Origin of the sequence: Streptomyces sp. PR69 (assembly GCF_026420845.1) — a bacterium.
Lineage (GTDB): Bacteria > Actinomycetota > Actinomycetes > Streptomycetales > Streptomycetaceae > Streptomyces.
Genome location: NZ_JAOWCB010000008.1, coordinates 72232 through 97815, shown reverse-complemented (window position 1 = coordinate 97815; position 25584 = coordinate 72232). Strand labels below are relative to the sequence as shown.

The 25584-nt window shown below is 74.2% G+C and carries 23 protein-coding genes; 6 read left to right on the top strand and 17 right to left on the bottom strand.

The window, feature by feature from the left end:
• Window positions 1-118: 118 nt before the first annotated feature.
• Together OF819_RS10475 and OF819_RS10470 are read right to left on the bottom strand one after the other, a co-directional pair.
• Window positions 119-880 (bottom strand): IclR family transcriptional regulator, encoded by a 762-nt coding sequence (locus OF819_RS10475; protein WP_267243139.1) that lies wholly within the window; start codon window positions 878-880, stop codon window positions 119-121.
• Window positions 877-2001, bottom strand: a complete 1125-nt coding sequence (locus tag OF819_RS10470; RefSeq protein WP_267243138.1) for a sugar kinase — start codon at window positions 1999-2001, stop codon at window positions 877-879. Before OF819_RS10470 ends, OF819_RS10475 begins: the two co-directional genes overlap by 4 nt.
• 123 nt (window positions 2002-2124) lie before the next feature.
• On the opposite strand from OF819_RS10470, the gene OF819_RS10465 reads away from it, so the two are divergent.
• From OF819_RS10465 to OF819_RS10455, 3 genes are all read left to right on the top strand, one after another.
• A complete protein-coding gene (locus tag OF819_RS10465) occupies window positions 2125-3453 on the top strand; it encodes an amino acid deaminase (protein ID WP_267243137.1) in 1329 nt (442 codons plus the stop codon).
• Between the two features lie 52 nt (window positions 3454-3505).
• Window positions 3506-5113, top strand: coding sequence for an N-acyl-D-amino-acid deacylase family protein (locus tag OF819_RS10460; protein ID WP_267243136.1), 1608 nt, complete (start codon window positions 3506-3508; stop codon window positions 5111-5113).
• Window positions 5114-5251: 138 nt separating this feature from the next.
• A complete protein-coding gene (locus OF819_RS10455) occupies window positions 5252-5518 on the top strand; it encodes a chaplin (RefSeq protein ID WP_267243135.1) in 267 nt (88 codons plus the stop codon).
• 172 nt (window positions 5519-5690) lie between these two features.
• Here OF819_RS10455 and OF819_RS10450 read toward each other — a convergent pair whose 3' ends face one another.
• The 3 genes from OF819_RS10450 to OF819_RS10440 all read right to left on the bottom strand — a co-directional run bounded on the left by OF819_RS10450 (window position 5691) and on the right by OF819_RS10440 (window position 7651).
• A complete protein-coding gene (locus OF819_RS10450; RefSeq protein ID WP_267243134.1) occupies window positions 5691-6548 on the bottom strand; it encodes a tyrosinase family protein in 858 nt (285 codons plus the stop codon).
• Between the two features lie 26 nt (window positions 6549-6574).
• Complete coding sequence (locus OF819_RS10445) at window positions 6575-7072, bottom strand: tyrosinase family oxidase copper chaperone (RefSeq protein WP_267243133.1); 498 nt, start codon at window positions 7070-7072, stop codon at window positions 6575-6577.
• A gap of 99 nt (window positions 7073-7171) precedes the next feature.
• Window positions 7172-7651 carry a hypothetical protein gene (locus OF819_RS10440; RefSeq protein ID WP_267243132.1) on the bottom strand — a complete coding sequence of 160 codons (480 nt, stop codon included), beginning with the start codon at window positions 7649-7651 and terminating at the stop codon, window positions 7172-7174.
• A gap of 244 nt (window positions 7652-7895) precedes the next feature.
• Between OF819_RS10440 and OF819_RS10435 the strand changes: the two genes are divergently transcribed.
• The gene (locus OF819_RS10435; RefSeq protein ID WP_267243131.1) at window positions 7896-9164 is read left to right on the top strand and encodes a cytochrome P450; all 1269 of its coding nucleotides are present in this window, start codon (window positions 7896-7898) and stop codon (window positions 9162-9164) included.
• Window positions 9165-9213: 49 nt separating this feature from the next.
• Here OF819_RS10435 and OF819_RS10430 read toward each other — a convergent pair whose 3' ends face one another.
• Together OF819_RS10430 and OF819_RS10425 are read right to left on the bottom strand one after the other, a co-directional pair.
• Window positions 9214-9726: a DUF5949 family protein gene (locus OF819_RS10430; protein WP_267243130.1), complete on the bottom strand. Its 513-nt coding sequence runs from the start codon at window positions 9724-9726 to the stop codon at window positions 9214-9216.
• A 112-nt stretch (window positions 9727-9838) separates the two neighbouring features.
• Complete coding sequence (locus tag OF819_RS10425) at window positions 9839-10429, bottom strand: DUF4352 domain-containing protein (protein WP_267243129.1); 591 nt, start codon at window positions 10427-10429, stop codon at window positions 9839-9841.
• A 209-nt stretch (window positions 10430-10638) separates the two neighbouring features.
• Here OF819_RS10425 and OF819_RS10420 point away from each other — a divergent pair, with 209 nt between their 5' ends.
• Window positions 10639-10923 carry a hypothetical protein gene (locus OF819_RS10420; protein WP_267243128.1) on the top strand — a complete coding sequence of 95 codons (285 nt, stop codon included), beginning with the start codon at window positions 10639-10641 and terminating at the stop codon, window positions 10921-10923.
• A gap of 5 nt (window positions 10924-10928) precedes the next feature.
• Here OF819_RS10420 and OF819_RS10415 read toward each other — a convergent pair whose 3' ends face one another.
• Both OF819_RS10415 and OF819_RS10410 read right to left on the bottom strand, forming a co-directional pair.
• A complete protein-coding gene (locus OF819_RS10415) occupies window positions 10929-12239 on the bottom strand; it encodes an NAD(P)-binding domain-containing protein (protein WP_267243127.1) in 1311 nt (436 codons plus the stop codon).
• Complete coding sequence (locus tag OF819_RS10410; RefSeq protein ID WP_323748915.1) at window positions 12214-13596, bottom strand: ATP-grasp domain-containing protein; 1383 nt, start codon at window positions 13594-13596, stop codon at window positions 12214-12216. The genes OF819_RS10415 and OF819_RS10410 overlap by 26 nt, the downstream gene beginning before the upstream one ends.
• A 183-nt stretch (window positions 13597-13779) precedes the next feature.
• On the opposite strand from OF819_RS10410, the gene OF819_RS10405 reads away from it, so the two are divergent.
• Complete coding sequence (locus OF819_RS10405) at window positions 13780-15153, top strand: glycoside hydrolase family 26 protein (RefSeq protein WP_267243126.1); 1374 nt, start codon at window positions 13780-13782, stop codon at window positions 15151-15153.
• Window positions 15154-15182: 29 nt separating this feature from the next.
• Here the strand turns inward: OF819_RS10405 and OF819_RS10400 are convergent, their stop codons facing one another.
• The 8 genes from OF819_RS10400 to OF819_RS10365 form a co-directional block, all read right to left on the bottom strand.
• The gene (locus tag OF819_RS10400) at window positions 15183-16337 is read right to left on the bottom strand and encodes a GNAT family N-acetyltransferase (protein ID WP_267243125.1); all 1155 of its coding nucleotides are present in this window, start codon (window positions 16335-16337) and stop codon (window positions 15183-15185) included.
• Entirely contained in the window at window positions 16334-17032 is a 699-nt protein-coding gene (locus tag OF819_RS10395; protein ID WP_267243268.1) for a lipopolysaccharide biosynthesis protein, read from the bottom strand. The genes OF819_RS10400 and OF819_RS10395 overlap by 4 nt, the downstream gene beginning before the upstream one ends.
• Window positions 17033-17487: 455 nt before the next feature.
• The gene (locus OF819_RS10390; protein WP_267243124.1) at window positions 17488-18672 is read right to left on the bottom strand and encodes a glycosyltransferase; all 1185 of its coding nucleotides are present in this window, start codon (window positions 18670-18672) and stop codon (window positions 17488-17490) included.
• Entirely contained in the window at window positions 18669-19421 is a 753-nt protein-coding gene (locus OF819_RS10385) for a polysaccharide deacetylase family protein (RefSeq protein WP_267243123.1), read from the bottom strand. Before OF819_RS10385 ends, OF819_RS10390 begins: the two co-directional genes overlap by 4 nt.
• Window positions 19411-21054 (bottom strand): lipid II flippase MurJ, encoded by a 1644-nt coding sequence (locus tag OF819_RS10380; protein ID WP_267243122.1) that lies wholly within the window; start codon window positions 21052-21054, stop codon window positions 19411-19413. Before OF819_RS10380 ends, OF819_RS10385 begins: the two co-directional genes overlap by 11 nt.
• A gap of 404 nt (window positions 21055-21458) precedes the next feature.
• A complete protein-coding gene (locus tag OF819_RS10375) occupies window positions 21459-22790 on the bottom strand; it encodes an O-antigen ligase family protein (protein WP_267243121.1) in 1332 nt (443 codons plus the stop codon).
• Window positions 22791-24326 carry a sugar transferase gene (locus OF819_RS10370; RefSeq protein ID WP_267243120.1) on the bottom strand — a complete coding sequence of 512 codons (1536 nt, stop codon included), beginning with the start codon at window positions 24324-24326 and terminating at the stop codon, window positions 22791-22793.
• A complete protein-coding gene (locus OF819_RS10365) occupies window positions 24323-25579 on the bottom strand; it encodes a glycosyltransferase (protein ID WP_267243119.1) in 1257 nt (418 codons plus the stop codon). The genes OF819_RS10370 and OF819_RS10365 overlap by 4 nt, the downstream gene beginning before the upstream one ends.
• Window positions 25580-25584 lie beyond the last annotated feature (5 nt).

Genomic DNA, 25584 nt, shown 5'->3' with positions numbered 1-25584 from the left:
GCACCCGCGCCTCAAGCGACGGGCTGGAGAATCCAGCCCTGCTTCACTCCGTGCGAGAACTTCGCGGGCGGGGCGGTGTGTCCGGCCGGGGTGATCGCGGTCTTCTCGGTCATGGCGTTCATGGCGTGCCCTTCTGCGGTGTCATGCCTGAGTACTCCCGGCCGATGGCGTCGGCGGTGCGGCGCACCAGCGGCAGGAGGGTGAGGAGTTCCTCGGCCGTCACGACGACGTTCGGCGCGGAGACCGACATGGCGGCGACGACCCGGCCGTCCGCCCCGCGCACGGGAGCCGCGACGCAGTTGACAGACTCCTCGTGGCCGCCGAGGTCGGCGGCCCATCCCTGGGCCCGTACGGCCGCCAGCTCCTTGAGGAAGGCCGCGGCGTCCGGGGTCGAACGGGAGGTGTACCGGGGGTAGTCGAGCCGCTCGGCGAGCGCGCGCCGCTCCGGCTCCGGCAGATCGGCGAGCAGCAGCTTGGCGACGGCCGCGACGGTGATGGCGACGGGTTTGCCGATGCGCGAGTACATCCGCACCGGATAGCGGCTCTCCACCTTGTCGATGTAAAGCACCTCGTCCTCCTCGTACACGGCGAGATGCACGGTGTGCCCGGTCTCCTCGTTGAGCCGGACGAGGTGCGGGTGGGCGATCTCGCGCACGTCGAGGTTCTCCACAGCCTCCTGCGCCAGGGCGAACAGCCGTGCGCCGAGCCGGTAGCGCTGGTCCTGCTGGCGGTAGACGAGGCCGTGCTCGTGCAGGGTGCGCAGCAGCCGCAGGGCGGTGGACTTGTGCACGCCGAGGCGTTCGGCGACCTGCCCGAGGTCCGCGGGGCCCTGCGCGAGGAGCGGAAGGATGCTCAGCGCGCGGTCGACGGTCTGGCTCATTGCCTACGTACCTCCACCTGGTGGCCTGCCGGGCCCTGCGGCCGGGCGCCGGCCCCCGTGCCGTGTCCGGTCCAGCCGGGGCCGAGTCGCAGTGTGCCCCAGGCGCGGCCGTCGAGTGCGGCCAGCCGGTCGGCGTGCGCCCGGGCGGGCGGTACGGCGATGTCTCCGGGGACCGTGAGGGCGGCGGCCGCCATGAGGTGGCCGTGGCGCAGCCGGGCCCGTGCGGGCAGCCCGCGCAGGGTGGCGGAGAGGAATCCGGCGGCGAAGGCGTCCCCGGCTCCCACATGGGCGACGACGTCCACGGCGGGGGCGGGCTCAAAGCTGGCGCGGTCGCCCGCGAAGGCCGTCGCGCCCTTCGCGCCCTGTTTGACGACGAGGACGCCGGGCTCGGGCAGCGCCTCGCGGACGGCCGCGGCGCCGGAGATCCCCCAGACCGCCTCCGCCTCGTCCTCGCCGACCAAGACCAGGTCCGCGCCGCGTGCGAGGTCCAGGAGCAGGCGCGGACCGCGCGCGTCGCCCTGCCACAGGTGCATACGGTGGTTGACGTCGAACGACACCGGCGGACGCCCCGGAGTGCGCGCGGTGAGCCCCCGCATCAGACCCCGGCAGGTCGCGGAGAGCGCCGCGGTGATCCCGGACAGATGGAGGATGCGCCCGCCCCACACGGCCCGGCGGGACAGGTTCGCGAGCGACATCGCGGAGGCGGCCGATCCCGTCCGGTAGTACACGACTTCGGCGGCGTCGCCGTCGCCGGGCGCGGCGGCGCGCTCCCCCGCCGTACGGAAGTAGACGCCCGTGGGGCGGTGCGGATCGCGCTGGACCGCCGAGGTGTCGACTCCGTACGCGGCGACGGCGTCGACCAGATGGTCGCCGAAGCCGTCCGCGCCGACCCGGCTCACCCAGCGCGCCGTATGGCCGGCCGCGGCGAGCGCGCAGGCCACATTGGACTCGGCGCCGCCGATGCCGCGGTGGAAGGACGGCACATCGGCGAGACGTCCGGGCGTCGAGGGCAGAAACGTGACCATGGACTCGCCGAGGCAGACGACGTCAACGCTCACGATGTCCCGGGCTCCTCGCTCACTCGCTCGCTCACCGGCCGGCCGCTGGCCGCTGGCCGCCATTGACCCGGCATTGGCTGGGATGCTAGACAGCGTTCGGCGCTATACGCAATGGCTGTTGCAGATAACGCAACGGGCAGAATGCGCGGTACGCACATCCTCAGGCACGACCGAAGAGGAGGCCCCATGGCCGCCGCAACCCCGAACCACATCCTGCCCGGCGAGGCGCTCGCCGCACTTTCCGCACTGGGCGACGAGCCCGCGGACAGCCGCTTCAAGTCCCTTCCGCCGGACGCCGAAGCCGCGGGCCTGACCGTCGGGCAGCTCGCCGCCGAGCGGCGCAACCTCTTCACCGGCGGCTTCACCACCCCCGTCCTCGCACTCTCCGCCGAGTCCGTCGAGCACAACCTCGCGCTGCTGGAGACCTACTCCGAGCGCCACGGCCTGGCGTTCGCCCCGCACGGCAAGACGTCGATGGCCCCGCAGCTCTTCGCGCGCCAGCTGGAGTACGGGGCGTGGGGCATCACCGCCGCCGTCCCGCACCAGGTCCGCGTCTACCGCGCCTACGGCGTGCGGCGCATCTTCCTCGCCAACGAGGTCGTCGACCCGGTCGCGCTGCGCTGGCTCGCCCAGGAGCTGGCCGCCGACCCGGAGTTCCAGCTGATCTGCTACGTCGACTCGGTCCGCGGAGTCGAGCTGATGGACGAGGCGCTGCGTGACCGGCTGCCCGCAGGCCGGGCGCTGGACGTCGTCGTCGAACTGGGCGCGGGCGACGGCGCGCGCACCGGAGCCCGCACCGAAGCCGACTGCGCCGCGGTCGCCGACGCCGTCGCCCGCACCGAGACGCTGCGCCTCGTCGGAGTCGCCGGATACGAGGGGGAGGTCCCCCGGGCCGACCCGGAGCGGGTGCGCGCCTGGCTGGAGCGCCTCACCGCGCTCGCCGCCGACTTCGACAAGGCGGGCCGCTTCTCCGGGACCGGCCTGGAGGAGATCGTGGTCAGCGCGGGCGGCAGCGCCTGGTTCGACACGGTGGCGGACGTCTTCGCCCAGCTGCCGCCGCTGTCCCTGCCGGTCCTGAAGCTGCTGCGCTCCGGCGCGTACGTCTCGCACGACGACGGCCACTACCGCCGGCTGACGCCCTTCAACCGCATCGCACAGGAGGGCGCGCTCCAGCCCGCCTTCCGGCTGTGGGCCCAGGTCGTCTCCCGCCCCACCCCCGAGCAGGCCTTCGTCAACGCGGGCAAGCGGGACGCGGCGTATGACCTCGATCTGCCGCAGGCGCAGGTCGTGCGCGACGCCCGCACCGGCGAGCTCCGCCCCGCCGACGCCATCGAGGTCACCAAGCTGTCCGACCAGCACGCCTGGCTGCACACCGGCCCCGGAGCCGAGCTGGAGGTGGGCGACTGGGTGGGCCTCGGCCTGTCCCACCCCTGCACGAGTTTCGACAAGTGGCAGCTCATCCCGCTGGTCGAGGCGGACGGCACGGTCGTCGACTTCATCCGCACCTTCTTCTGACACTTCCGGTCTTCTGATTCATCCCGGGACGTCTGAGAGGTCAGGTCAGGCCATGGAGCTCGTCATCCGCGGCGCACGGGTCATCGACGGCACGGGCGGGCCCTCCTGCCGCGCCGACGTCGCGCTCGACGGCGGGCGCATCGCCGCGATACGCCCCGAGGCGGCATCCGGCCCGCGCCCGTCGGCCGCCCGCGTCCTCGACGCCCATGGTCTGGCCCTCTCCCCCGGGTTCATCGACATGCACGCGCACAGCGACCTGGCGCTGCTGCGCGACCCCGACCACTCGGCCAAGGCCGCCCAGGGCGTCACCCTCGAAGTCCTCGGCCAGGACGGTCTGTCCTACGCGCCGGTCGACGACCGCACGCTCGCCGAGGTCCGCTCCGCCATCGCCGGCTGGAACGGCGGCGCGCCGGGTGATGACAGCGTCAGCTTTGACTGGCGCACGGTCGGCGAGTATCTCGACCGGCTCGACCGCGGCATCGCCGTCAACGCGGCGTATCTCGTCCCCCAGGGCAGCGTCCGCATGCTCGCCGTCGGCTGGGACGACCGCCCCGCGACCGACGCCGAGCTGACCCGGATGCGGCAGCTCGTCGCCGAGGGCCTCCAGCAGGGCGCGGCCGGCATGTCGTCCGGGCTGACGTACCCGCCCGGCATGTACGCGGACCAGGCCGAACTCGCCGAGCTGTGCCGGGTCGTCGCCCGGCACGGCGGCTACTACTGCCCCCACCACCGCTCCTACGGCGCGGGCGCGCTCCAGGCGTACGAGGAGATGGCCGCCCTCGCCCGCGACACGGGCTGCGCCCTCCACCTGGCCCACGCCACCATGAACTTCGGCGTGAACAAGGGCCGGGCGCCCGAGCTGCTTTCCCTCCTCGACGACGCCCTGGCGGCGGGCGCGGACATCACCCTCGACACCTATCCGTACACCCCCGGCTGCACCACACTGGCCGCCCTGCTGCCCGGCTGGGCGCACGAGGGCGGCCCCGAAGCCGTCCTCGCCCGCCTCAAGGACGAGGCGACGGCCGCGCGCATCGGCCGTCACCTCCAGGAGCTGGGTTCCGACGGCTGCCATGGCGTGCCCGTCGACTGGGACACCGTCGAGATCTCCGGCGTCGGCGATCCGGCGCTCTCCTCCTGGGTGGGCCGCACGGTCGCCGAGACGGCCGCGCGGCGCGGCGAGGACCCCTGGGAGGCGGCCCGCGGACTGCTGATCGAGGACCGGCTCGGCGCCACGGTCCTCCAGCACGTGGGCCATGAGGAGAACGTCCGGGCGATCATGCGCCACCGCGTCCACACCGGCGGCAGCGACGGCATCCTCCAGGGCGGCAAACCGCATCCGCGGGCGTACGGCACTTTCCCCCGCTATCTCGGCCGGTACGCCCGCGAGCTGGGCATCCTGTCCCTGGAGGAGGCCGTCGCCCATCTCACCTCCCGACCCGCTGCCCGGCTGCGGCTGCCCGACCGGGGGCTCGTCCGCGAGGGATACCGCGCCGATCTGGTGCTGTTCGACCCGGACACGGTGGCGGACCGGGCCACCTTCGACGAACCGCGCGTCCTGCCCGCGGGCATCCCCCATGTACTGATCGACGGCCGATTCGTCATCCGGGACGGCCGTCGCACAGATGTGCTCGCGGGCCGCTCCGTACGCCGCACCAGCTGAGGTACGGAATCCCGCCTGTCACACAAGTGGCGACGTTTTTGGCGCTGATCCGTTACCGCCCCTGGTTTGGAGCGTTGAAGGAGCGTGAGGCCGCAAGCTATGCGGCCACCCCTCATCTGCAATCTGCAAGGAGAACTGATGTCGCGTATCGCGAAGGCCGCCGCTGTCGTCGCCGGCACGGGCGCCATCCTCGCCGGTGGCGCGGGCATGGCCGCCGCCGACGCCGGAGCCAAGGGCGTCGCCAGCCACTCCCCGGGCGTCCTCTCGGGCAACGCCATCCAGGTGCCGGTCGCCATCCCGGTCAACGTCTGCGGCAACACGGTGAACCTCGTCGGGCTGCTCAACCCGGCTTTCGGCAACACCTGTGTGAACAACGGCGGAGGCCACGGGGCGTACGGGCACTGAGCCTGACGCGTCTGCTGCGGTCACACTCCTCGGCCCTTTCCCGCGCGCCGTCTGGTGATGCGGGGAGGGGCCGAAGTGCGTGCTCTGGAAAACCCAGCCCGTTGGGGGCACCTCCCGGACGAAGTCTGGGGGAGATTGAGGACCGGGGGTTCGGGGGCGGAGCCCCAGGCGCCTATGCGTAGCGGTACCAGCGCCGGTGGTCCAGCAGCTCCGACGGCCGCACCCCCCACGGCGGCATCGCCTCATCCCGGCTGAACACCCGCCCATACTGCGCATCGGACACAGGCAGCGGCTTCGCCGGAAGATACCCGGCACCCCGGTGGGCGCGCTGCCAGCGGGCCCAGAGCAGGTCGCAGTAGGCGTGGTGCAGCCAGAAAACCGGGTCGTTGGGCGAGGTCGCGCCCAGCATCAGCCCGCCAACCCAGCGGTGCACCCGGTTGTGATTGCGCCAGCGCTCCGCGCCGACGCTCCAGCCCTCGATGGTGTTGCGGAAACCGGTGGCCACGGTGGAGTCCCACGGCGCGGCGTCATAGACGGGATCGGCCAGCGCCGCGTCCACGTCCGCCTTGGTCGGCAGCTCCAGGGGGCTGCTGCGGCGGCCGAGGTCTCGGGTGAGATAGGCGCCGTCGGTGATGTCGGCCCGGATGGGCCAGTTGCCGTTCGAGTAGGCGAACGGTCCGGTCATGACCTGGTCGTCGCCGAGCCTGCCGGTGCCGCCGAGGAAGTCGTCCGCCCACAGCGAGGAGGCGGGCGAGCGGTCCCGCGTCCAGTCCCAGTACGGGATCGACACGGCCGGGTCGACCTCTTGCAGGGCCTGTTCGAACTCCAGCAGAAAGCGCCGGTGCCAGGGGAAGAACGACGGCGTCATATGGGCGGCGCGCGGCTCGTTCTCGGCGTCGGACACCACGTATGCGCCGTGCATCGTGACGAATTCGTCGTACCGGCCGGAGCGCTTGAGCGCCAGCAGGGCGTTGACGAGCCGCCGCTTCTCCGATGCCGTCAGATCGCGCTGGTTCTTGCGGGTGTACATATGCCGTCCCTCCCGGTCCCGGTCCGTCAGTGGCTGTGTGCGATGCCGGGCGCGAGCTGGGCGCTGCCCAGGGCGTCGACCGCGGCGCGGGCCAGCGCGAGCAGCGTGGGGAAGGACTCATAGTGGTTGACGGCGCTCAGATAGCTGCCGTCGGCGCGCCTCATGACGGGCAGCGGCCGCCCGTCGATGCGGACTTCGACGGTGGGGGCCGGCCTCCGCGCGGCCGCCTGCCGCGCCGGGGCGGCTCCGGCCGCGGGCGTCAGCACCGTCGCGCTGCCCTGGATACGGCGGCCCCGGTACGTCTGCGAGAACTGCTCGATCGCCCGGTCCGGCTGCCGGGCTCCCTGCTCCCCGCTGCTCTGCCGGCCCTCGCGGGCCCGGCCGTCCTGGCCATCCCGGCCGCCCTGGCGGTGCTGCCGCAGCAGCACCGGGGCCAGCGCGCCCGCGGTGCCCGCGAGCACGCCGGCCGTGAAGGCGGCCCGCAGCAGTGTGCGGCGGGCCGTCGTTCGGGTGAGACCGCGCATGCCTGACGCCCTCCGTCTCGTGGTCTCGTGGCCTGTGCTTCGGAGTTGACAACGAGACGGAGGCGAAACAGTTCTCTGTGGGGACGTCCGCCGGAGGCCTCAGCGCACCAGCAGGTTCCCAACGGGGTTGCTGCGCAGCACGGGCGCGTCGAGCCCCGCGGCGGGCAGCTGGAGGGCGGTCAGACCGAGCATGCTGGGGCGGGGCGGGGACAGCGGCGCGTCCAGATCCGCGCCGGGGCCCCGCAGTTTCGTCTCGGACGCCTCGGTCGCGGCGCTGGCCACCGCGAGGTTGCCCTCTCCGAGCGGATTCTCGACAGGCAGTTCAAGCAGCGTCTCGGGCAGCTGACCGGCGAGCGGCACGGCCGGCAGCGCACGCGCGGGCAGCAGCCGCCCGGTGACATGGCGCGGCCCGTCGGGCACGCCGGGAACCGGCACCGGCACCCCCGTGCGCAGCGAGGGAACCTGCACCGGGAGTGCCGTCTCGATGCTCTCGGTCGGCAGCGTGACGGGCACCGCCGGCACCGCGGATGTGTCGGCCGCGGCGGGCGCGGCCGCTGCCGCCGAGGCCATGCATGCCATCAGTGCCGCGACGGATCCTCGGGCAGTCACCTTCATCGGCTGGTACGTCCCCTCTGACTCACTTGCTGACACAGACACCGGGTGAAGACACCGGACACAGAGACCGGGTTTGACCGCTACAACGAGGCAGTCGGCACAACCCATGCAAAGTTCCCCTGTCCGCAGCAATCGGAGCCGTGTCGGCTGCGCCGGAGACCGCCGAATGGGCCAACATGGCCGCCCCCGTTCGTGAAAGCAGGCAGCGATGAAGATCCCCTCGCAGTCACCGGCGCCGCGCCCGCGCCCCCTGCGCCTTGAGGACGTCGATCTGGCGGACCCGGGCTTCTGGCGGCTGCCGCGCCCGGTCCGGCTGGCGTCGTTCGCGCTGCTGCGGCGGCTGGAGGCCCCCGCGTACTTCGGCGGACCCGGGCAGGGCTTCTACGCGGTGGTCAGGCACGCCGACGTACGGGAGGCCAGCCGGCGGCCCGACCGCTTCGCCAGCGCACCCGGTGTGACCACACCGGAGCCCGCCGCCTGGGCCAAGGCGGTGTTCGGGAACTCGATGGTCAACATGGACGGGGAGGAGCATGCCGCGCTGCGCCGGATCGTCTCGCGTGCTTTCAGCCCCCGGCTGCTCGCCGCCGCGGAGGAGAATGTGCGGGCGACGGCGCGGCGGATCGTGGACGAGATGCTCGTCGAGCGGCCGGTGGACTTTGTGTCCGCGGTGGCGTCCCGGATGCCGTACGAGGTGATCTGCGATCTGCTGGGCATCCCCGCGGCGTACCGGCCACGGATCGCCGAGCGGGTGAACCAGGCGTCGCAGAACGCCGGCGTCTCGCGCCCGCTGGCGGACAGGCTGCGGATGCCCGGCCGGGGGCTGCGCGCGCTGGCCCATATGCAGCTGATGATGGCGCGGCTCGCCAGGGAGCGCAGGCGCCGGCCCGCGGAGGATCTGATCTCGGCGCTGGTCAGCGCGGATGTGAACGGGCAGGCCCTGACATCGCGTCAGCTCGGCGCGTTCTTCTCGCTGCTGCTGGTCGCCGGGGTGGAGACCACCCGCAATGCGATCGCGCACGGACTGGCCCTGCTGACCGGGCATCCCGATCAGCGGGACCTGCTGGCGTCCGACTTCGAGCGGCGGGCGGACGGCGCGGTGGACGAGATCGTGCGCCACTCGACGCCGATCATCCAGTTCCGCCGTACGGTGACGGCCGCGTGCGAGCTGGGCGGGCGGGCCTTCAGCCCCGGCGACAAGGCCGTGCTCTTCTACGCCTCGGCCAACCGCGACGAGTCCGTGTTCACCGACCCCGACGTCTTCGACATCACCCGCAGCCCGAATCCCCACCTGGGCTACGGAGGCGGGGGCCCGCACTACTGCCTGGGCGCGCATCTGGCGCGCCAGGAGATGAAGGCCCTCTTCCATGAGCTGCTGACCCGGCCGCGGGAGCTGCGGGCGGTGGGGCTGCCCGAGCTGGTCGACTCCAGCTTTGACAACCGGGTCCGGGCGCTGCGGTTCGCCTTCGAGCCGAGCTGAGCTGAGCTGAGCTTCGTACAGGGTTTCCTGCGGGGGTTCGTGCAGGGGCTCAGCTGCGCAGCTTGCTGACCGGGAGCAGCACATGCGCCGCGGTGGCGAGGGTGGTCTCGTCCCCGAGGTAGCTCTGCAGCATCTCCTCGGTGACGGGCCGGCCGGGCACGGCCTCCGGCCAGGGGCGGGTGGCGAACAGGAAGTGGGCGTGGCCGCGCTGCTCGATCGCGGTCAGCCACTCCGGCGGGGCCGGGCACTGGGCGTTCAGATGCGGCATGCTCAGGACGGCCTGGCCGGCTTCGACGAGCAGCTTGACGGGCGAGCCGGCGCTGCCGGTGACATCGGCGAGCTGCCCGTCCACCGCGAGTCCCGCGTCCGCGATCACCGTCAGCAGTGCCTGGTGTGTCGCTTCGGGGCCTTCGGGGCCGTCGCCGAGGGGGTAGGCGATCAGATAGGGCATGTCATGGCCCTGCTCCGGGTCGCCGGTCCAGGCCAGCAGGGACATGGTGCCCAAGTGGCCGCGCTGGAAGGTGCTGTTCTCGGTCTGTGTGCCGGACTGAGCTGTGGTCATGGGTCGGCACCCTAGGTGCTGGCACCCGCCGTGCAGGCGGCTGTTCACCTGTACGGGGGAACGGGACCGGCAAAGTCCCGCCGGGCGGACGACGCTGCTTTGACGACGCTCCCTAGAGCTGCCAGCCGCGGGTGTGGGTGCCGACGGTGCAGTGGAACCGTACGATCCGTGCGTCTTCGGGCACTTCGAACGCCAGCCAGCCCTCGGCCCGGTCGCCGGCCGCGAGGCCGTCCGCGTCCAGCGGCAGGCCGGTGGTCAGCTCGCCCGTGGTGACGGCGGGGTGGCGTTTGCCGTGGGCGTCCACCACCCATGCCTTGGTGATCGGGGCGTCGTATGGTCTGCCGCCGACGTTGACGAGGGAGACCTCGACGCCGATCCAGCGGGCGCCCGGGCGGGGGGCGTAGGTCTTCTTCGGGGCGGGTGCGTCCTCGTCCAGATCCCGGGCGCTGAGCGCGGGGTCGACGACGGCGTGCACGGCGATGCGGAGCCGCTCGCCGGCGCCCCGCCCGCCGACGTCCTCCGCCTGGCCGATCCACAGCCCCGCCTGCCCCTTGGCGTCGCCGTCAGCCAGCACGGCCGCCCGCTCGGCGGCGGTCGCGGCGGACGGCGTCCCCTGGGCGGGGGCGCTGGGGATGCGCTGACAGGCGGTGACGCCGATGAGGAGCGCGGGCAGCAACGCGGCGGACGCCAGGGCAGGTCGCATGGCGCGAGGCTACTGCGCGCGGCGCGGTTATCCGCGCGGGCGCGCGAGGGGGACGGCCGTGACTTCCCCCGGCACGCGCGCGTTGGCGGTCTTGTGACTCCGCTCCCGCGCCCCGCGGCGGGGAGCTTCCAACCCGAGGGTTGCGGTCCAGCCCGAACCGGCCCCGTACGGGGCGGCAAGAAGCTACCACAGCGCCAGGAGGGAGATTGATGGGAAGCAGTTCCGCGCACGCCCGATGGCAGCGTGTGCACACCGTCCCGTCCCCGAGCAAGCCGCCGCCCGGCGAACCTGCGGGGGGCGGCAAGCCCAGTCCCATCTACGAGCAGCTCGCCCGGGAGTGGGCGGCCGCGGGCCGGACGCTGCCGGGACGGCCGGATACGGAGTGGACACGGCTGGCCCGCTATCCGTTCGCGCACACGCCCGCCGGCTCCGATGTGCATACGGGTCCCCCGTCTCCCCGCAAGGGCTGGCTGATCGACCCGCACCCGACTTGAGGGGCTCAACGATCGTGGACGGTCTGCGTCACCCCCGCGGCGGAATCCGCTCTGTGTGATGCGGGGGGCGCGGGGTGCGGCAGGCGGACGGGGGCGGTCCGGCCGGGCAGCCGCCGTCTGAGGCCCGTGGTCAGCCTGCGCGCCGTGAAGGAGGCGCCGTGGACGAAGCGCATAGCGGGTCCGAAGGACGGCGCGGTCAGCAGGCCCGCGAAGAAGAGTCCGGGGCGGCTGGATTCGAAGTGGGCGCTGAGCGCGGGCGTCCGGCTCGCGCCGACGGTGGCCAGGGACGATCTGAGCGCTTCGTCGAGCAGCTTCAGACGGCCGAGGTCGGGGGTGAACCCGGTCGCGGCGATGACATGCCCGGTCCGCAGGGTGTGTGCGGTCCCGTCGGGCCGGCGCAGGGTGAGCCGCACTCCGTCGCCGCGGGCCTCGGCCGTGTGCAGGGCGTGGCCGAGGAGCGTGGGCACCCGGTCCTCGTAACGCTCCCTCAGCCACCAGGCGCCGGCCGGGCCCAGCGCGGAGCCCGCGATGTGTTCCCGGGTCCGTGCCGGCAGTCGGCGCACCGCCCAGGGCAGCTCCGACCAGACCCAGCTCGTCCAGCCGGTGCCGAGGCCGCTGTGCGGGTCCCGCAGCGAGCGCAGCGGGCCCCGGTGCAGCGGCTGGGGCACGCTGTTCCAGTTCAGCCCGGCGCTGCGGGCCACCAGCAGGGGCCGTGCGCCCGCCTCGGCGAGCAGGGTGGCGGTCTCCAGCGCGGCCTGGCCCGCCCCGACGACGGTGACGTCCGCGCCCCGGAAGCGGTCGAGGTCCCGGTGGGCGGTGCTGTGGGTGCAGCGGTCTTCGCCCAGGCCCCTCAGCTGCTCGGGGAGATGACAAAACGGCATGACGCCGACGGCGAGCACCACGGTCCGGGCATGCAGGGTCTGCCCGTCCTCGGTCCGCAGCCGGAACCCGCCGTGGTCGGCGGGGCTCACCAGGGTGACGGTCCGGTCGTCGACCCCGGGGACGGCCTGTTCGGCGAACCACATGCCGTACTCGGTGAAGACCCCGATGGGCAGCGGACGGCCGTGCCGGGCCTCGAAGCCGCGCAGTTCTGCATAGCGGCTGAGGGTGTGCGCGGCCGCCGGGTCGGAGAGATGGGACGACCAGGGCTCCGACTTGAGGAACATGCCCTCGGGCATATGGTCGCGCCAGGACGCCATGGTCCTGCCGAAGACCTTCACCCGCAGTCCGGCGGCCGCGGCGTGCGCGGCGACCGAGAGGCCGTAGGGCCCGGCCCCGACCACTGCCACGTCATGGGTTCCGCTGGCATCGCGCATGGTTCTGTCTCGCTCCTTCGTTCGGGTCCGTGAGACGGGTGGGGTGCTCGGCGGGGCCGGGCACGGCAGGGCGGGCGTCGGCGGGCGCGGCGCGGCGCGGCCCCCGGCGCAGCCGCCGTACGGCCTTGCCGAGTCCGCGCCCCAGCCAGGTCCTGGCCATGGCGAGGAAGGGCAGCGGGTCGTCGCCCGCGAACCAGGCCGTCTCCACTCCTGCCGGGGGTTCTGCCGGCGCCGTCGCCGTGCGAGGCGGGCGGCGGCGGGAGGGCAGCGGCGCGGAGCGTGCGGCGAGTGCGGAGATCAGCGCATAGTTCTCGGCGATGAAGACCCGTCCGGCCTTGGGGTCGCCCGCGGGCACATCCCGCCCGGTGAGGTCGAGGTAGAGGGCGCGTACGACGTCGAGGCCGGCCGGGTCGGTGAAGAGGCGGAACTGTGCGCCCGGCCGGGGGTTCACATCGAGGAGGCAGTACGTCCCCGAGGGCTCGTCGCGGCGGAAGTCGAGGTCGAGGATGCCCCGGTAGCCGGTGTGGGAGGCAAGCCGCAGGGCCGCCTCGCGCACGGCCGGGTTCGGAGCGCACCGGCCCATGGCGGTCAGTCCCGTACGCGGCGGCCACGACAGTTCCTTGCGGCCGGTGCCGCCGAGCAGACAGGCGGCCGGGCCCGGGGAGCGGGTGGCGAAGCAGCCGTGGAAGAACCAGTCCGTCGCGGGCCCGCCGGGTACGAGGCGCTGGAGCAGCAGGCTGCTGCCCGCGGCCTCGCTGCGGTCGTAGAGCCTGCGGGCGTCGTCGGGCGTGGTCACCAGGGTGGTGCTGCGCAGTTCGGCCGCGCCCGGCGCGAGCAGCCAGGGGCGGCTCCATTTGGCCACGGCCGGCAGGCCGAGCGAGCGTGCGGCCGCGGCGGCCTCCGCCGCGCTGCCGGGGACGAGGGTCGCCGGGTGGGCGATGCCGGCCGCCGCGCACAGCTCCGCTAGTCCCGACTTGTCGGCGAGCCGCTCGGGCAGCCCGTCCGGCTGCCGGGGAAAGAGAAAGCGGGAGTCGAGCAGGGACGACTGGGCGGCGACCTCGATGGCGCTGAAGTCGTCCATGGCGATGAGCACGGCCCGGCGGCCGATCCGGTCGGAGACCGTCAGCAGCGTCTCCACGAACAGCGCGGGCGTCATCTCGCCGGGCGGCCGCACATGCGCCCGGCGCAGATGGCGGGAGCGCGCGACCGGGCTGTCGGCCGCCTCGACCAGGGCGTGCACCTCGACGCCCGCGCGGCCCAGGGACCTGACCGCGCCCAGAGTTCCATGGTGAAAGGGGTTCCGGTCGAGCCGGAGCACCAGCGCGGGGGGTGATCCGTCGGACGCCGGCATACGCATCACCGCCTCATTCCATATTTCGTCACCTGGATGGGTGCCGACACGCCGGGGCATATCGCTAATGGCCTACTGACGGGCATTCACTCAGCCCATTAATAAGACTTTCCGCATACGGTCGAAGGTGTCTGAGCAATCCACAGCCCATCAGAAACAGCCCATCAGAACAGCCCTTAAGGAGGAGCCATGCCTCGACGGCGCCGTCTCACCGGCATCGGCATCGGCACCGCGGCCGCCAGTCTCCTCGTCTCCGTCGGAGTGTTCGGAGAGCAGAAGGCGAGCGCGGCCACGGGCGACGGAGGGAATCCGGGGCCCGGCAGCGCATCGGCGGCCGCCGTGGGGGCCTATCTCCACTACGGCTCTCCGGGCGTCCAGCGCATCCAAGAGCTGTCGAACTGGCTGGGCGGCGCCGAACTGAAAGTCGGTCACACCTATCTGCCGGGCGACCGGTGGGTCAATATCGAGGGCCGTCCGGAGTTTCTTCAGCCGTGGACCCAGTGGCGGCGCGGGGCCGAGGACCGGATGCTGGTCCTCAATGTGCCCATGCTGGAGCGCAACGAGGCCCGCCTCTCCGACTGGGAGGTGCGGCGCATGCTGCGGGCGGGCGCGTCCGGACGGTTCGACCACCACTTCCGCACCCTGGCCGAGCGGCTGGTGGGGCAGGGCGCGCCGGACACAGTGATCGTGCTCGGCTGGGAGATGAACGGCACCACGTACACCCACCGCTGCGCGCCGGACCCCCGGGCGTGGAAGCAGTACTGGAACCGCATCGTCACAGCCATGCGTTCGGTGCCCGGCCAGCAGTTCCGCTTCGATTTCGCGCCGAACCGGGGAACGGACGCGATTCCCTGGACTGAGTGCTATCCCGGAGACGGTGTCGTCGACATCATCGGAATGGACTCGTACGACCAGCCGCCCGGCCGTTCGTTCGATGAACAGGCGCATACTCCCTACGGGCTGCAGTTTCAGGTCGACTTCGCCCGCGCGCACAACAAGGAGATCTCGTATCCGGAGTGGGGTCTTTTCCGGAACGGGGACAATCCGGAGTACATGCGCCGGATGCTGGAGTGGTTCGACACGCACAAGCCGCTGTACCACACCATCACGGACTACTGTCCGCACGGCGTCTGGCAGTGCAAGTCCAATCCGCGGTCGGCGGCGGTGTTCCGCGAGAAGCTGTTCGGCCTCCAGGGTCCCGTCGAGCCCGCGCCGGTCGACCCGGTGGAACCGGAGCCCGTCGACCCCGTGCCGGTGGAGCCGGAGCCCGTCGACCCCGTACCGGTCGAGCCGGAGCCCGTGGAGCCTGCGCCGGTCGAGCCTCCGGTGAACTCCACCGAGTGGTGCGTACCGCTCTCCCTCGGCGACTGGCTCAGCCAGTGGGTGCCGCAGGACGAGGTCTGCGTGGACATCCCCGGCATGCCCGGGGACCCGTCCTGGCCGCAGAATCCTCAGGACCCGCAGACTCCGCAGACGCCCGGGGTGCCTGAGATCCCCGAGATCCCCGAGGTGCCTCAGTTCCCCGACCTGTCCTGGCTCGACGACGAGAACTGGCCGTTCTGACGCCGACGGGCGGGCGGGGTCCGGGCGTCTCAGCGCCCCACCCCGTCCGCCCGCCAGCTGTTCAGCCGGTTCCGCCACTCGCGCGCCTCCGGGAAGCGGCTGCGCACCTCCTCGACCGCGCGCTCCCGGCAGCGCGCCTGCGACTGACGCAGCCGCAGCAGCGGCTCCAGGGACGGCCGGGCCAGCAGCAGCCGCTGGTTGACCACCGTCCGCGGCCCCCAGGCGTTCTTGTACGACTCCGCCCCGCGCAGCATGCTCAGCACGCTGCGGCCCGTCACGGCGGAGTGGAGCGCGTCGCGGCGCAGCAGCATCGCCGCCACATCGACCTTCTTCTTGCGCAGATCGGGATGGGCGCCGTACAGATAACTGCCGGTCAGCCCGTTCGACAGCAGCGTCATATGGGCGGCGACCACCTCGCCGTCCAGCCGCCACTCGGTGATGGCGGCCTCCCCTTCGGGGATCATCCGCTCCGCCGCCCGCGCCAGATGGCTGGCGAACCGCGGCTGAAGATGCTCCACATTGATGCCGCGGCCCCGCCACTGGAGCTCGTGCAGCCGCAGCATATGGTCCACGGCGGCCGCGGCCTCGGCCGCGCTGACGCTATGGCCCTCGATCTTCTGTACGTCGATCTTGCGCAGTTTGGCGCGGGCCCGCTGCGCCTTGGTGCGCGGCAGAGTCTTGATCACCTCCTCGATGGGAAGGGCCGGCAGCTCCATCGTCACCGAGTCGGACAGCCGGGCACGGGCCCCGCTCCACCGCTCGTACAGCCGCTCGGCGACCGCGCCCGGCCGCACCTCCCGCAGATCGATCACCGCGTGCCGGGCGGCCCGGAGCAGCCCGTGCTCCAGAGCCGTCAGCGCGGCGGGCTCCTCCGCGTCGTCGACGACCAGGTCGGAGAAGTCGGAGATGCTCCCGCCCATGGGCGTCAGCAGCGGCATGGGACGGTGGACGAGCATCAGCGGGGCCGCGCCGATCAGCCGGCCGGCACGGCGGGCCAGCACCACGCGCAGCCGCCCCTCCGCCCCGTACGACAGCCACCACGAGTGCAGCCAGGCGTGGTTCTGGAACGGGGTGGCCGCGGCGCAGCTCCGGTGCAGCGCGTTCCACTCGTCCCGCAGCCGCGCGAAGTCGCCCGCATCGCGGCAGAGTGTGACCGCGAGCCCCTGCCGCAGCTCCGCGCTCACACCAGCTCCCGCTGGTCGGCGGCCACGGCGCCCGGCTGCGCGGGTGCGGGGACGGCGGCCGCGGACGGCTCGTCGCCCGACGGCGGCGCTCCGGCCTCGGCGTCCCGGCGGCCTCCGGCGCGGTGCTGCGGCCGCACGAGCAGCGCCAGACCGCCGAGGAGCCCGCCGGTGCAGCCGCCGACGGCCGCGCTGACCGGCGTCGACGGGGAGACCGGGCTGCCCGGCGCGATCGCCTGGGAGAACAGGATCAGCTTGACGTTTGTGTTCTTGGAGACCTGATTGCTGCTCACGAACACGGCGTCCGCGACGGCGTTGGCGAACTCCGCGGCCTGTGCGGGCTTGGCCGCGGTGCCGGTGATCGCGATCATCGGCGAGTCGGGGGAGGTCTCCGTCCGCACATGGGCGCGCAGCGTCTTCGCCGGGACCCCGGCGGCCACGCGCGCGTGGCGGATGGTGGAGTCGCTGGTGGCGATCCGGCCGTACGCCTGGGCGTAGCCGAGGGCCACGGAGGGGTCGCCGTCCTCGCCGGGGACGGCGACGACATAGCTGGTGGCCGCGTACTCCGGCGTCTTGAGCTCCCCGTACGCCACTCCGCACGCCGTGCCGAGCAGCACGCACAGCGGGAGCGGCCACCAGCGGGGCAGCGGGGTGAGCCGGTTCCGCGCCCGGCTCGCTCCATTCAGGGCCGCGCTCAGGACACCGCTCAGGGCACCGCTCAGGGCCACGCCGACGGCTCGCAGCGGCCTGCGGAGGCGGCTGCCGGCCCTGGCGGGCGGCTGCGCTGCCGTCTCGTCCCGAGCGCCGTCGGCATCAGCCCGCGAAGTGGGGGCTTTCCGTGTGCCGGGGCCCGTCTGCGTGCCGGGGTCCTGGGTGCCGGGCTCCGCCTGTGCGTCGGGGCCCGGTTCGTCGAGGCCCGGTGCGTCGGGGCCCTGTGCGTCCGGGTCCGCGGACGGCGTGGCGGCGCCGGCCGCTTCGAGGGTGCCGGTCCGGCTCCGCTTGAGGCGCGGGAACAGCCGCCGTCGGCGGGCCGGAGCGGGTGTCTCTTCGGCGGCCGCTCCGGGGCGGCCGGCTTCGGCGTCGGGCTGCCGGGGCTCTTTGGCCTCGTCCGGCTCTTCCGGCCTGTCGGGGTCGGCGGTCCGGGGCGACTCGGTCATGGGAGTGCTCTCCTGGTCGAAGGGGGTGTGGGGGCGGCAGCGGCGCCCGCGAGGGCGTGCGCGTAAACCTCCGTCAGACGCTCTGCGCTGCGTGCGATGTCGTAGTGGTGAACGACCGGGGGCGGGTCCAGACGCTGTCCGGCCGCCGCGGACAGCTCCCGCAGCGCGGCCGCCAGCTCCGCCGCGTCCCGTGCATCGTCTTCGTCGTCTCCGCCGGCCGCGGCGTGCGGGGAGTCCGCGAACAGCCGCCGGGCCCCCGGCGCGCTCCCCGGGGGCAGGTCGTCGACAGCCGGGCACGCCCCGTGGAGGACCGGCAGCCCAGCGGCGAGCGCCTCCACGACGGCCAGCCCGAAGGCCTCCTCCCGGGAGGCGGAGACGAAGACGTCCATGGCCGACAGCAGCCCCGGGATGTCCGGCTGGTCCCACTCGCCCAGCAGCCGGATGCGTCCGGCCGCCCCCAGCCGCTCGGCGAGGGTGCCCAGCCGCCGCCGCTCGGGCCCGTCGCCCGCGAGCAGCAGCACGGCGTCCGGCAGCGCGGCCACGGCCCGTACGAGGAGATCGAAGCGCTTGCCCGGCGCCAGCCGGCCGACGCCTCCGACGACGAAGGCGTGGTCGGGGACGCCGAGGCGGGAGCGGACGGCGGCCCGGTCGTCCTTGTCGAAGCGGAAGCGGGCCGCGTCGATGCCGTTGGTCACGACATGGATGCGATCGGCCGGGACGCCCCAGCCGCGCAGCCGCCGGGCGACGGTCCCGGACACGGCGACGGTCGCCGACCCCAGCCGCTCGGTCGCCAGATACAGGGCGCGGACGCCGCGGGTCAGCGGCCGTCCCTCGATCTCCGTCTCGCCGAGCGAGTGTTCGGTGGCCACGACGGTGCGCACCCCGGCGAGCCGGGCGGCGACGCGCCCGTAGACACACGCCCGGTACAGATGCGTGTGCACCAGGTCGTAGCCGCCGCGGCGGATCAGCCGGGCCAGCCGGGGCAGCGCCGCCAGATCGCGGTTGCCGCGCATGCCGAGGTCGGCGACGCGAACCCCGTCGGCGCGCAGCCCGTCGGCGACCGAGCCCGGGTTCGTCAGCGTCACCACATCGCAGGTGAACGGCAGTTCCCGCAGCAGCAGCCGCAGCTGCTGCTCGGCGCCGCCGACGCCCAGACCGGTGATGATGTGCAGCGCCTTCACCGGCGGGTCCTGACTTCATGGCGGAGCCGCTTGGCCAGCAGCCGTGCGCTTCGGTCCGCCTGGCTGATGTGGGTGCGGGGCAGGGCGTGTACGTCGCCGAGCAGCGGGCCCGGATCGATGGCGCAGCCGTACGCGTAACCGGCGGCGCGCACCGCGTCGGCGGCCCGGCGGTCGAGGTAGCCGTACGGGTAGCAGAAGCCGTCCGGCGCACGGCCGGTGAGCTCCCGGATCAGCTCGCGGCTGCCGCGGGTCTCCTCGCGCAGCACGTCGTCGCCGGCTGCCGTCAGGTCCCGGTGGACCAGGCCGTGCGAGCCGACCTCCATGCCCGCCGCGGCCACGGCCCTGATCTGGTCGGCGGTCAGCAGCGGCTTTCTGGGCCCCTCCGGGTCCCATGCGTTGACGCCGCCGAGCCGGCCGGGCAGCACGAAGACGGTCGCGGTGCAGTCGTGGCGGCGCAGCACGGGCAGGGCGCTGTCGACGAAGTCGGCGTAGCCGTCGTCGAAGGTGAGCCCTACCAGCCCGCGGCCGCGGCCGGCCGCACGGGCGCGCAGCAGCGTGGAGACGCCGACGCCGGCCAGGCCCCGGCGGCGCAGGGCGCGCAGCTGGAGGTCGAGCCGCTCGGGGGCGACGGTGATGCCGTACGGATCGTCGGACGGGTCGGCGGCCGAGTGGTACATCCAGATCCATGCGCGGTGCGGGCGTGCGCGGCTGCCGGGGGCGGCGGTGCGAAGCGCCGTCTCAGCGGACATGACGGTTCATCCTCTGTCGGGGCGGGCGGGGCTGTCGGGGCGGGCGGGGCGGGCGGGGGCTTCGCGGCGGCCGGGTGGCCTTCCGGCGGGCGAGGGACAGCAGTTGGCGTGCTTCGGGGGCGCGTACGGCGAGGGCGGCGGCCAGGAACACGGCGGGCGCGAGCACTCCGCCGGCCGCGAGGCTGAGCAGCGGGTTCGGGAGAAGCGGCGCGGCCAGCAGTCCGGCCGCGGCGGCGGCCGCGGCGGCGAGCGCGAGCCGGGCCAGGGAACGCAGCACGGCGGGTACGCGGATCGCGACGACGCGGCGGCCCAGGCCGCCCAGCAGCAGCACGGCCGTGACGCTGATGCCGAGGGCGTTGGCGGCCGCGATGCCGTAGACGCCCCAGGGGCCGACGGCCACCGCCCCGGCGGCGACGGTGACGGCCAGTCCCGCGGCCATGGCCGCGGCCGGATACCAGATGGGCCGGTCGCCCGCGAAGAAGGGCCGGCCGAGCGCCCCGACGAGACAGTGGCCGAGCAGCCCGGCGGCGTAGACGCGCATCACGGTGGCGGTGGCCCGGGTGTCCTCGGCGTCGAACGCGCCGCGCTGGAAGAGGACTTCGATGATCTGCGGGGCGTACCCCACGACGAGGGCCGCGCCGAGGAGCACCACCAGACCGGCGAGCGCGAGATCCCGCTCGACGCGGCGGCGGGCCCTGTCGTGCTCGCCGTCGGCGAGTGCGCGGGCGACGACGGGGAAGGTGACCGTGACGATCATCAGCGACAGCACCATGGGGAGCTGCGCCACCTTCTGCGCGTAGTTGAGGTGCGAGATCGCGCCCGGCGGAAGGGAGGCGGCCAGGAAGCGCTCCGCCAGGACCTGCGACTGCCTGCTGACCGCGAACAGGACGACGGGGGCCAGCAGGGCGAGGCCGAGCGGCGGGCGGGAGCGCCGCCGGGTGGCCCGCAGCAGCCGGGGCCGTCCTGCCTTCCGCACCACGAAAGGCAGTTGGACCAGCACCATCAGCAGCCCGCCGAGGGCCACTCCGGCGGCGGCCGCGCGCACCCCCCACAGGGAGTGCAGGGTGAGCGTGCAGCCGATGATGCCTACGTTGTACGCGACATAGACGCCCGCGGGCGGGGTGTAGCAGCGGTGGGCGCGCAGGACGGCGCTGAAGTACCCGGCGATCCCGAAGGTGAGGACGGTGGCGGCGGTCAGCCGGGTGCAGTCGACGGCGAGCCCGGGATCGCTGAAGCCGGGGGCCAGCACGCCGACGACGACGGGCGCGCCCAGGGCGAGCAGCCCCGCGCCGAGCGCCAGCAGCGCGAAGAGCCGGGGGAAGGTGGCGGCCACCAGATTCCGCACGGGGTCGTACGAGCCGGAGGCGGCGGCGCGGCGGGCGATGGCATGGCTGAAGGCGGGGACGAGGACGAGGGCCATGGCGTCCTCGATGAGCAGCGTGGCGGCCATCTCGGGCACGGTCCAGGCGATGAGGAACGCGTCGCTGTCGACGCTGGCCCCGAAGAGGTGTGCGATGGCCTGATCCCGCCCGAGCCCGAGCACGGCCCCGGCCACGGTCAGCCCCGCGGTCACCCCGGCGGCCCACGCGATGCCCCGCCCGCCGCCGTCCGCCGAAGCGGCATCGGTGCGCACGGGTGGCGGCGCGCCGCCCGCCGGAGCCCCCACGGCCGACGGCACACCGGCACCGCCCCCCGGCCGGGAGCCGGCGGCGGACGCCGAGGGCAGGACGGGTGCGGCACCACAATCTCCGCCGTCCCCCGAAGCGCGAACCGGACGCGCCGGGGACGGCGCGCCGCCCGCCGAAACCCCCACACCCGACGACACACCGGCACCGCCCCCCGGCCGGGAGCCGGCGGCGGACGCCGAGGGCAGGACGGGTGCGGCACCACAATCTGCGCCGTCCCCCGCGCCGCCCGCCGAAACCCCCACATCCGACGACACACCGGCACCGCCCCCCGGCCGGGAGGCGGCGGCGGTCGCCGAGGGCGGGGCAGCTGGGCCGCCCGAGGGGCCGGGGTGCTCGGGGCGCGGGCCCGTCATGGGCGGGCCGCCTCACGGCGGTGGGCGAAGGCCCACCACGCGGCGAGGCCGAGGACCACGCCCGTGAGGACCGTGGAGGGGCCGCCGATGTCGGCGTACAGGAAGTCGGCGGTCTGCCAGAGCAGCAGCCCGGCGGCGGCGAGGCCGCAGTCGGCCGCCGTGCCGCGGCCGTGCCCGCGCCGGGCGCGGGCGGCCCGGCGCAGTCCGGCGGCCAGGATCGCCGCCCAGCCGCCGATGAAGGCGGTCGCGCCGATGAGGCCCTGCTCGCTGAGCACCAGCAGATACATGTTGTGCGGCGACAGCAGCGGCTGCTTCTGGAAGCCCTGCCCCGCGCCCGCCGTGTCGCTGCCCGACGACAGCGCGATGGAGGCATGGCCGTCCCGGTGCGCCGGGAAGCCCTTCAGGCCGACGCCGGCCGCCGGCCGCTCCTGCCACATGGACGCGGCCGCCGCCCACATGGTGTACCGGTCGTTCACCGACCGGTCGGGCGCGTCCGTGACCTGGGTGATGCTGCTCAGCCGCTCCGAGACCATCGCGGAGCCGAGGCCGAGCCCGCCCACGAGCACCACCGCGGCCGCGGCTGCCGCCGCGAAGACCCGGACCGCCAGGCGCGCTCCGGCCAGCAGCAGCATCGCGGCGAGGGCCAGCGCGGTGGCGATCCACGCGCCTCTGCTGAAGGAGAGCGCGAGCGGCACGACGAGCACGGCCGCGACCGCGAGCGCGGCCGGCCGCAGCCGGCGGGGCGCGCTCGCGGGCGCGGCCAGTGCGAGCGCGACCGCCGCCAGCAGCCCGTAGGAGACGACCGTGGCCATGCCCATCACACCGGTCGGCCCGAAGGTGCCCACCGCCCTGATGTCCTCGCCCATGTACGACGCGCCGGTGCCGGTCGCGTACTGATGGACGCCGACGCCTCCTTCGAGCAGCGCGAGCGCGACCAGCGCGCCGAGGACGAACCGGAAGTCCCGTGCGTCCCGCACCAGCAGCACCACGGCCGCCGGGACGAGGACGAAGACCTGCACATAGCGCACATAGCCGGGCAGCGCGGCCAGCGGGTCGGCCGCGGTCGCGGTGGCGACGGCGGCGCCCAGCGCGGGCAGGCCCAGCACGACGGCGGCCGCGGCGCTGAGCGGCCGGGCCCTGCGGTGCAGCACGTATCCGAGGCAGGTGAGCACCAGCAGCCCGGAGGCGAGGTCGGCGGGGCCCGCGCCGTCCCCCCGGTACGGGACGGCGGTCAGCAGCACGGTGGCCGCGAGCGGCAGCAGCCGCCAGGGCGCCCGCACCGGCGGAACCTTCCATACGGGGGCGTCCGTCCATGCGGCGACGGCCATTCAGCTGCCTCCCAGCCGGAACAGCGAGCCCGCCGTGCGCAGCAGGATGCACACGTCCTGCCACAGCGTCCAGGTCTCGATGTAGTGGTTGTCGAAGCGGGCGCGGTCCTCGATGGAGGTGTCGCCCCGCAGGCCGTTGATCTGGGCGAGCCCGGTGATCCCGACGGGCATCCGGTGGCGCGCCTGGTAGCCGGGGTGGGCGTGGCTGAACTTGGCGACGAAGTACGGCCGTTCGGGGCGCGGCCCGACCAGGCTCATATCGCCGCGCAGCACGTTCCACAGCTGCGGCAGCTCGTCCATGGAGCTGCGCCGCAGCAGGCTTCCGGCGGCGCTCATGCGCTGGTCGTGGGCGACCGTCCAGCGGGTGGCCGACTCATGCTCGTCGACGGGCCGGATCGTACGGAACTTCAGCAGGGTGAAGGGGCGTCCGTGCAGGCCGATCCGCTCCTGCCGGAAGAGGACGCCGGGCCCGTCGGACAGCCGTACGGCCAGGGCGCACACGGCCATCACGGGCGCGGCGGCCAGCAGGGCGAGCCCGGCGAGCACGGTGTCCATGGCCCGTTTGCCGAGGCGGGCGGCGGGCCGGTCCAGCCCGCAGCCGCCGCCGTGCAGGGGGCGTACGGAGAACCCCCACAGATGGTCGCGGCCGTATGCCCGGCCCGGCCGGTCACCGCTCGCCGGGCCGCCGTCGACCAGCCACATCCGGCAGCCGTGCGCGGAGAGCAGCGCGACGAGCGCGTCGGTGTCGGCGCAGGCGCCGGGCGGCTGGGTGACGACGGCCTGGCGCACGGTGTTCTGGATGACGGCCCGGCTGACGTCCTCGGGCGCGCCGAGGACCGGCAGCGCACCCATGACCCCGAGGTCGCCGCCGGTGACGCCGCGGTCGCCGTCGCCCGGCTGTTCCCGGCCCGGCTCGACCCGCCCCACCGGACGGAGCCCGTACTCGGGGTGCTCGTACAGCGCCGCGACGATCTGCTGGGCGACGCGTCCGCGGCCGACGACGAGCGCGGACTGCGGCCGCCGTGCCGCGGAGTCGCGGCGCACCTGGTAGGCGACGGCCCGGCTCAGACAGCTCAGCAGCGTCTGTGCGGCGGCGGCGCAGCCCAGCGCGGTCCAGGAGATGACGGGCCGTCCGGTGTGGTACGCGAGCGCCTGCGTTCCGGCGCTCCACTGGAGCAGCGCGAGGCCGCCGAGGGCGGGCAGTTCGGCGAGTGCGGACGGGGACAGCTGCGGACGGTAGAGCCCGCGCCAGGCGTGCAGGGCGAGCTGGGCGGCGGCGAGGAGTACGAAGACCAGTTCGGGGCGGGGCAGCCGGGAGCCGGGGAGGGCGAGGGTGAGCGCGAGAGCCGTGGCCAGGGCGAGGAGATCGGCGGTGAGCAGCGCCGCCACGGCCCCGCGCGGGCCGGCGCCCCGGGCCCGCACCGGCACGGGTGCGCTGCCGGCCGGCCCGTGCCGCTGGGGGTGGATCCCGGCGGCCGGCCGGTGCACGGCGGTCGCCTGGGCGGAGTGGGGCGCGGATGCACTCTCCGTGGTCATCGCGTGGTGCGCTTCCTCATCCGGGGGCGGGAGGGGCTCGGCGGTTCCTGGCTCAGCGGTCCCTGGCTCCTCGGCGGTTCGTGACTCAGCAGCTCCCGGTAGAGGCCCGAGACGGCCGCGGCGGTCTGCCGTACGTCGCAGGCGGCGCGGGCGTGGTCGCGGGCGGCCCGGCCCTGTTCCTCGCGGAGCACGGGGTCGGCCAGCAGCCTGCCGATCGCCGACGCCAGGGCCCGTGGATCCTCTGGCGGCACCAGGGCGTGGGCGACGGCGCCGGGCGGCAGGCTCTCGCGGGCTCCGCTGACGTCGCTGACGACGACGGGCCGGCCGCATGCCATCGCTTCCAGCGGGGCGAGCGCCATGCCCTCCCACCGGGACGGGAGGACGACGACGTCGGCGGCGCGGAACCATGACCGGGTGTCCCGGCTCGCGCCCGCGAACAGCACACCGGGCGGCGCCATCCGCATCAGCCGTTCCCGGTCGGGGCCGTCGCCGACGAGGGCCAGCCGGGCGTCCGGCACCGCGCTGAGCAGCTGCGGCCAGGCACGCAGCAGGATGTCCTGGCCCTTCTGGCGGCACAGCCGCCCGACGCACACCGCCAGGGGCGCGTCGGGCGGGAACGGCGCGAGCTGCGGCAGTTCGGCGCGGGCCGCCTTGACGGCGGCGTCGGGGCCGAGATCCGCGCCGCCGTCGCCGCCGCCGGGCCTGAAGTGGTCGAGGTCGATGCCGTTGCGGATGACGCACCAGCGGGCGGCGAGTCCGGCGCGTTCACCCGCCCGCCGCTCGCTTTCGCTGACGCACAGGGTGCGGGTGGCCCAGCGGGTGCCGTAGCGCTCCCACCGCAGGGCGAGTTCCGCGGCGCGCCCCTCCACGGCGTCGAAGGACCAGGCGTGCGGCTGGAAGACGGTGGGCAGCCGCCCGCGTACGGCGAGCCGCCCGGCGAGCCCCGCTTTGGCGCTGTGGGCGTGGACCAGGTGGGGCGCGGTGCGGCGGATCAGCCGGGCGGCGGTCAGCACCTCGCGGGCGAGCTGGGGGCCGGGGGCGCGTACGGCTGGCCAGGGGTGGACCTGGGCGCCGGCGGCGGCCGCGTCGGCCGCCAGCCGCCCGCCGGGCGGACAGGCGACGACCGTCCGGATGCCCTCGGCGGTCTGGGCGCGCACCAGGTCGGCGACGACCCGTGCGACTCCCCCATCCACCGGCTGGACCAGATGGAAGACCGTCAGTTGGCGTGTCTCAGTCCAACTGTTGTGCAGCACGCGCG

Coding starts and splice junctions, on each gene's coding strand:
- OF819_RS10470 (WP_267243138.1), bottom strand. CDS start 2,001: ATGGCGGCCAGCGGCCAGCGGCCGGCCGGTGAGCGAGCGAGTGAGCGA.
- OF819_RS10465 (WP_267243137.1), top strand. CDS start 2,125: ATGGCCGCCGCAACCCCGAACCACATCCTGCCCGGCGAGGCGCTCGCC.
- OF819_RS10445 (WP_267243133.1), bottom strand. CDS start 7,072: ATGCGCGGTCTCACCCGAACGACGGCCCGCCGCACACTGCTGCGGGCC.
- OF819_RS10450 (WP_267243134.1), bottom strand. CDS start 6,548: ATGTACACCCGCAAGAACCAGCGCGATCTGACGGCATCGGAGAAGCGG.
- OF819_RS10425 (WP_267243129.1), bottom strand. CDS start 10,429: ATGCGACCTGCCCTGGCGTCCGCCGCGTTGCTGCCCGCGCTCCTCATC.
- OF819_RS10405 (WP_267243126.1), top strand. CDS start 13,780: ATGCCTCGACGGCGCCGTCTCACCGGCATCGGCATCGGCACCGCGGCC.
- OF819_RS10420 (WP_267243128.1), top strand. CDS start 10,639: ATGGGAAGCAGTTCCGCGCACGCCCGATGGCAGCGTGTGCACACCGTC.
- OF819_RS10435 (WP_267243131.1), top strand. CDS start 7,896: ATGAAGATCCCCTCGCAGTCACCGGCGCCGCGCCCGCGCCCCCTGCGC.
- OF819_RS10460 (WP_267243136.1), top strand. CDS start 3,506: ATGGAGCTCGTCATCCGCGGCGCACGGGTCATCGACGGCACGGGCGGG.
- OF819_RS10375 (WP_267243121.1), bottom strand. CDS start 22,790: ATGGCCGTCGCCGCATGGACGGACGCCCCCGTATGGAAGGTTCCGCCG.
- OF819_RS10385 (WP_267243123.1), bottom strand. CDS start 19,421: ATGTCCGCTGAGACGGCGCTTCGCACCGCCGCCCCCGGCAGCCGCGCA.
- OF819_RS10415 (WP_267243127.1), bottom strand. CDS start 12,239: ATGCGCGATGCCAGCGGAACCCATGACGTGGCAGTGGTCGGGGCCGGG.
- OF819_RS10440 (WP_267243132.1), bottom strand. CDS start 7,651: ATGGCATGCATGGCCTCGGCGGCAGCGGCCGCGCCCGCCGCGGCCGAC.
- OF819_RS10410 (WP_323748915.1), bottom strand. CDS start 13,596: ATGCGTATGCCGGCGTCCGACGGATCACCCCCCGCGCTGGTGCTCCGG.
- OF819_RS10430 (WP_267243130.1), bottom strand. CDS start 9,726: ATGACCACAGCTCAGTCCGGCACACAGACCGAGAACAGCACCTTCCAG.
- OF819_RS10455 (WP_267243135.1), top strand. CDS start 5,252: ATGTCGCGTATCGCGAAGGCCGCCGCTGTCGTCGCCGGCACGGGCGCC.
- OF819_RS10475 (WP_267243139.1), bottom strand. CDS start 880: ATGAGCCAGACCGTCGACCGCGCGCTGAGCATCCTTCCGCTCCTCGCG.
- OF819_RS10370 (WP_267243120.1), bottom strand. CDS start 24,326: ATGACCACGGAGAGTGCATCCGCGCCCCACTCCGCCCAGGCGACCGCC.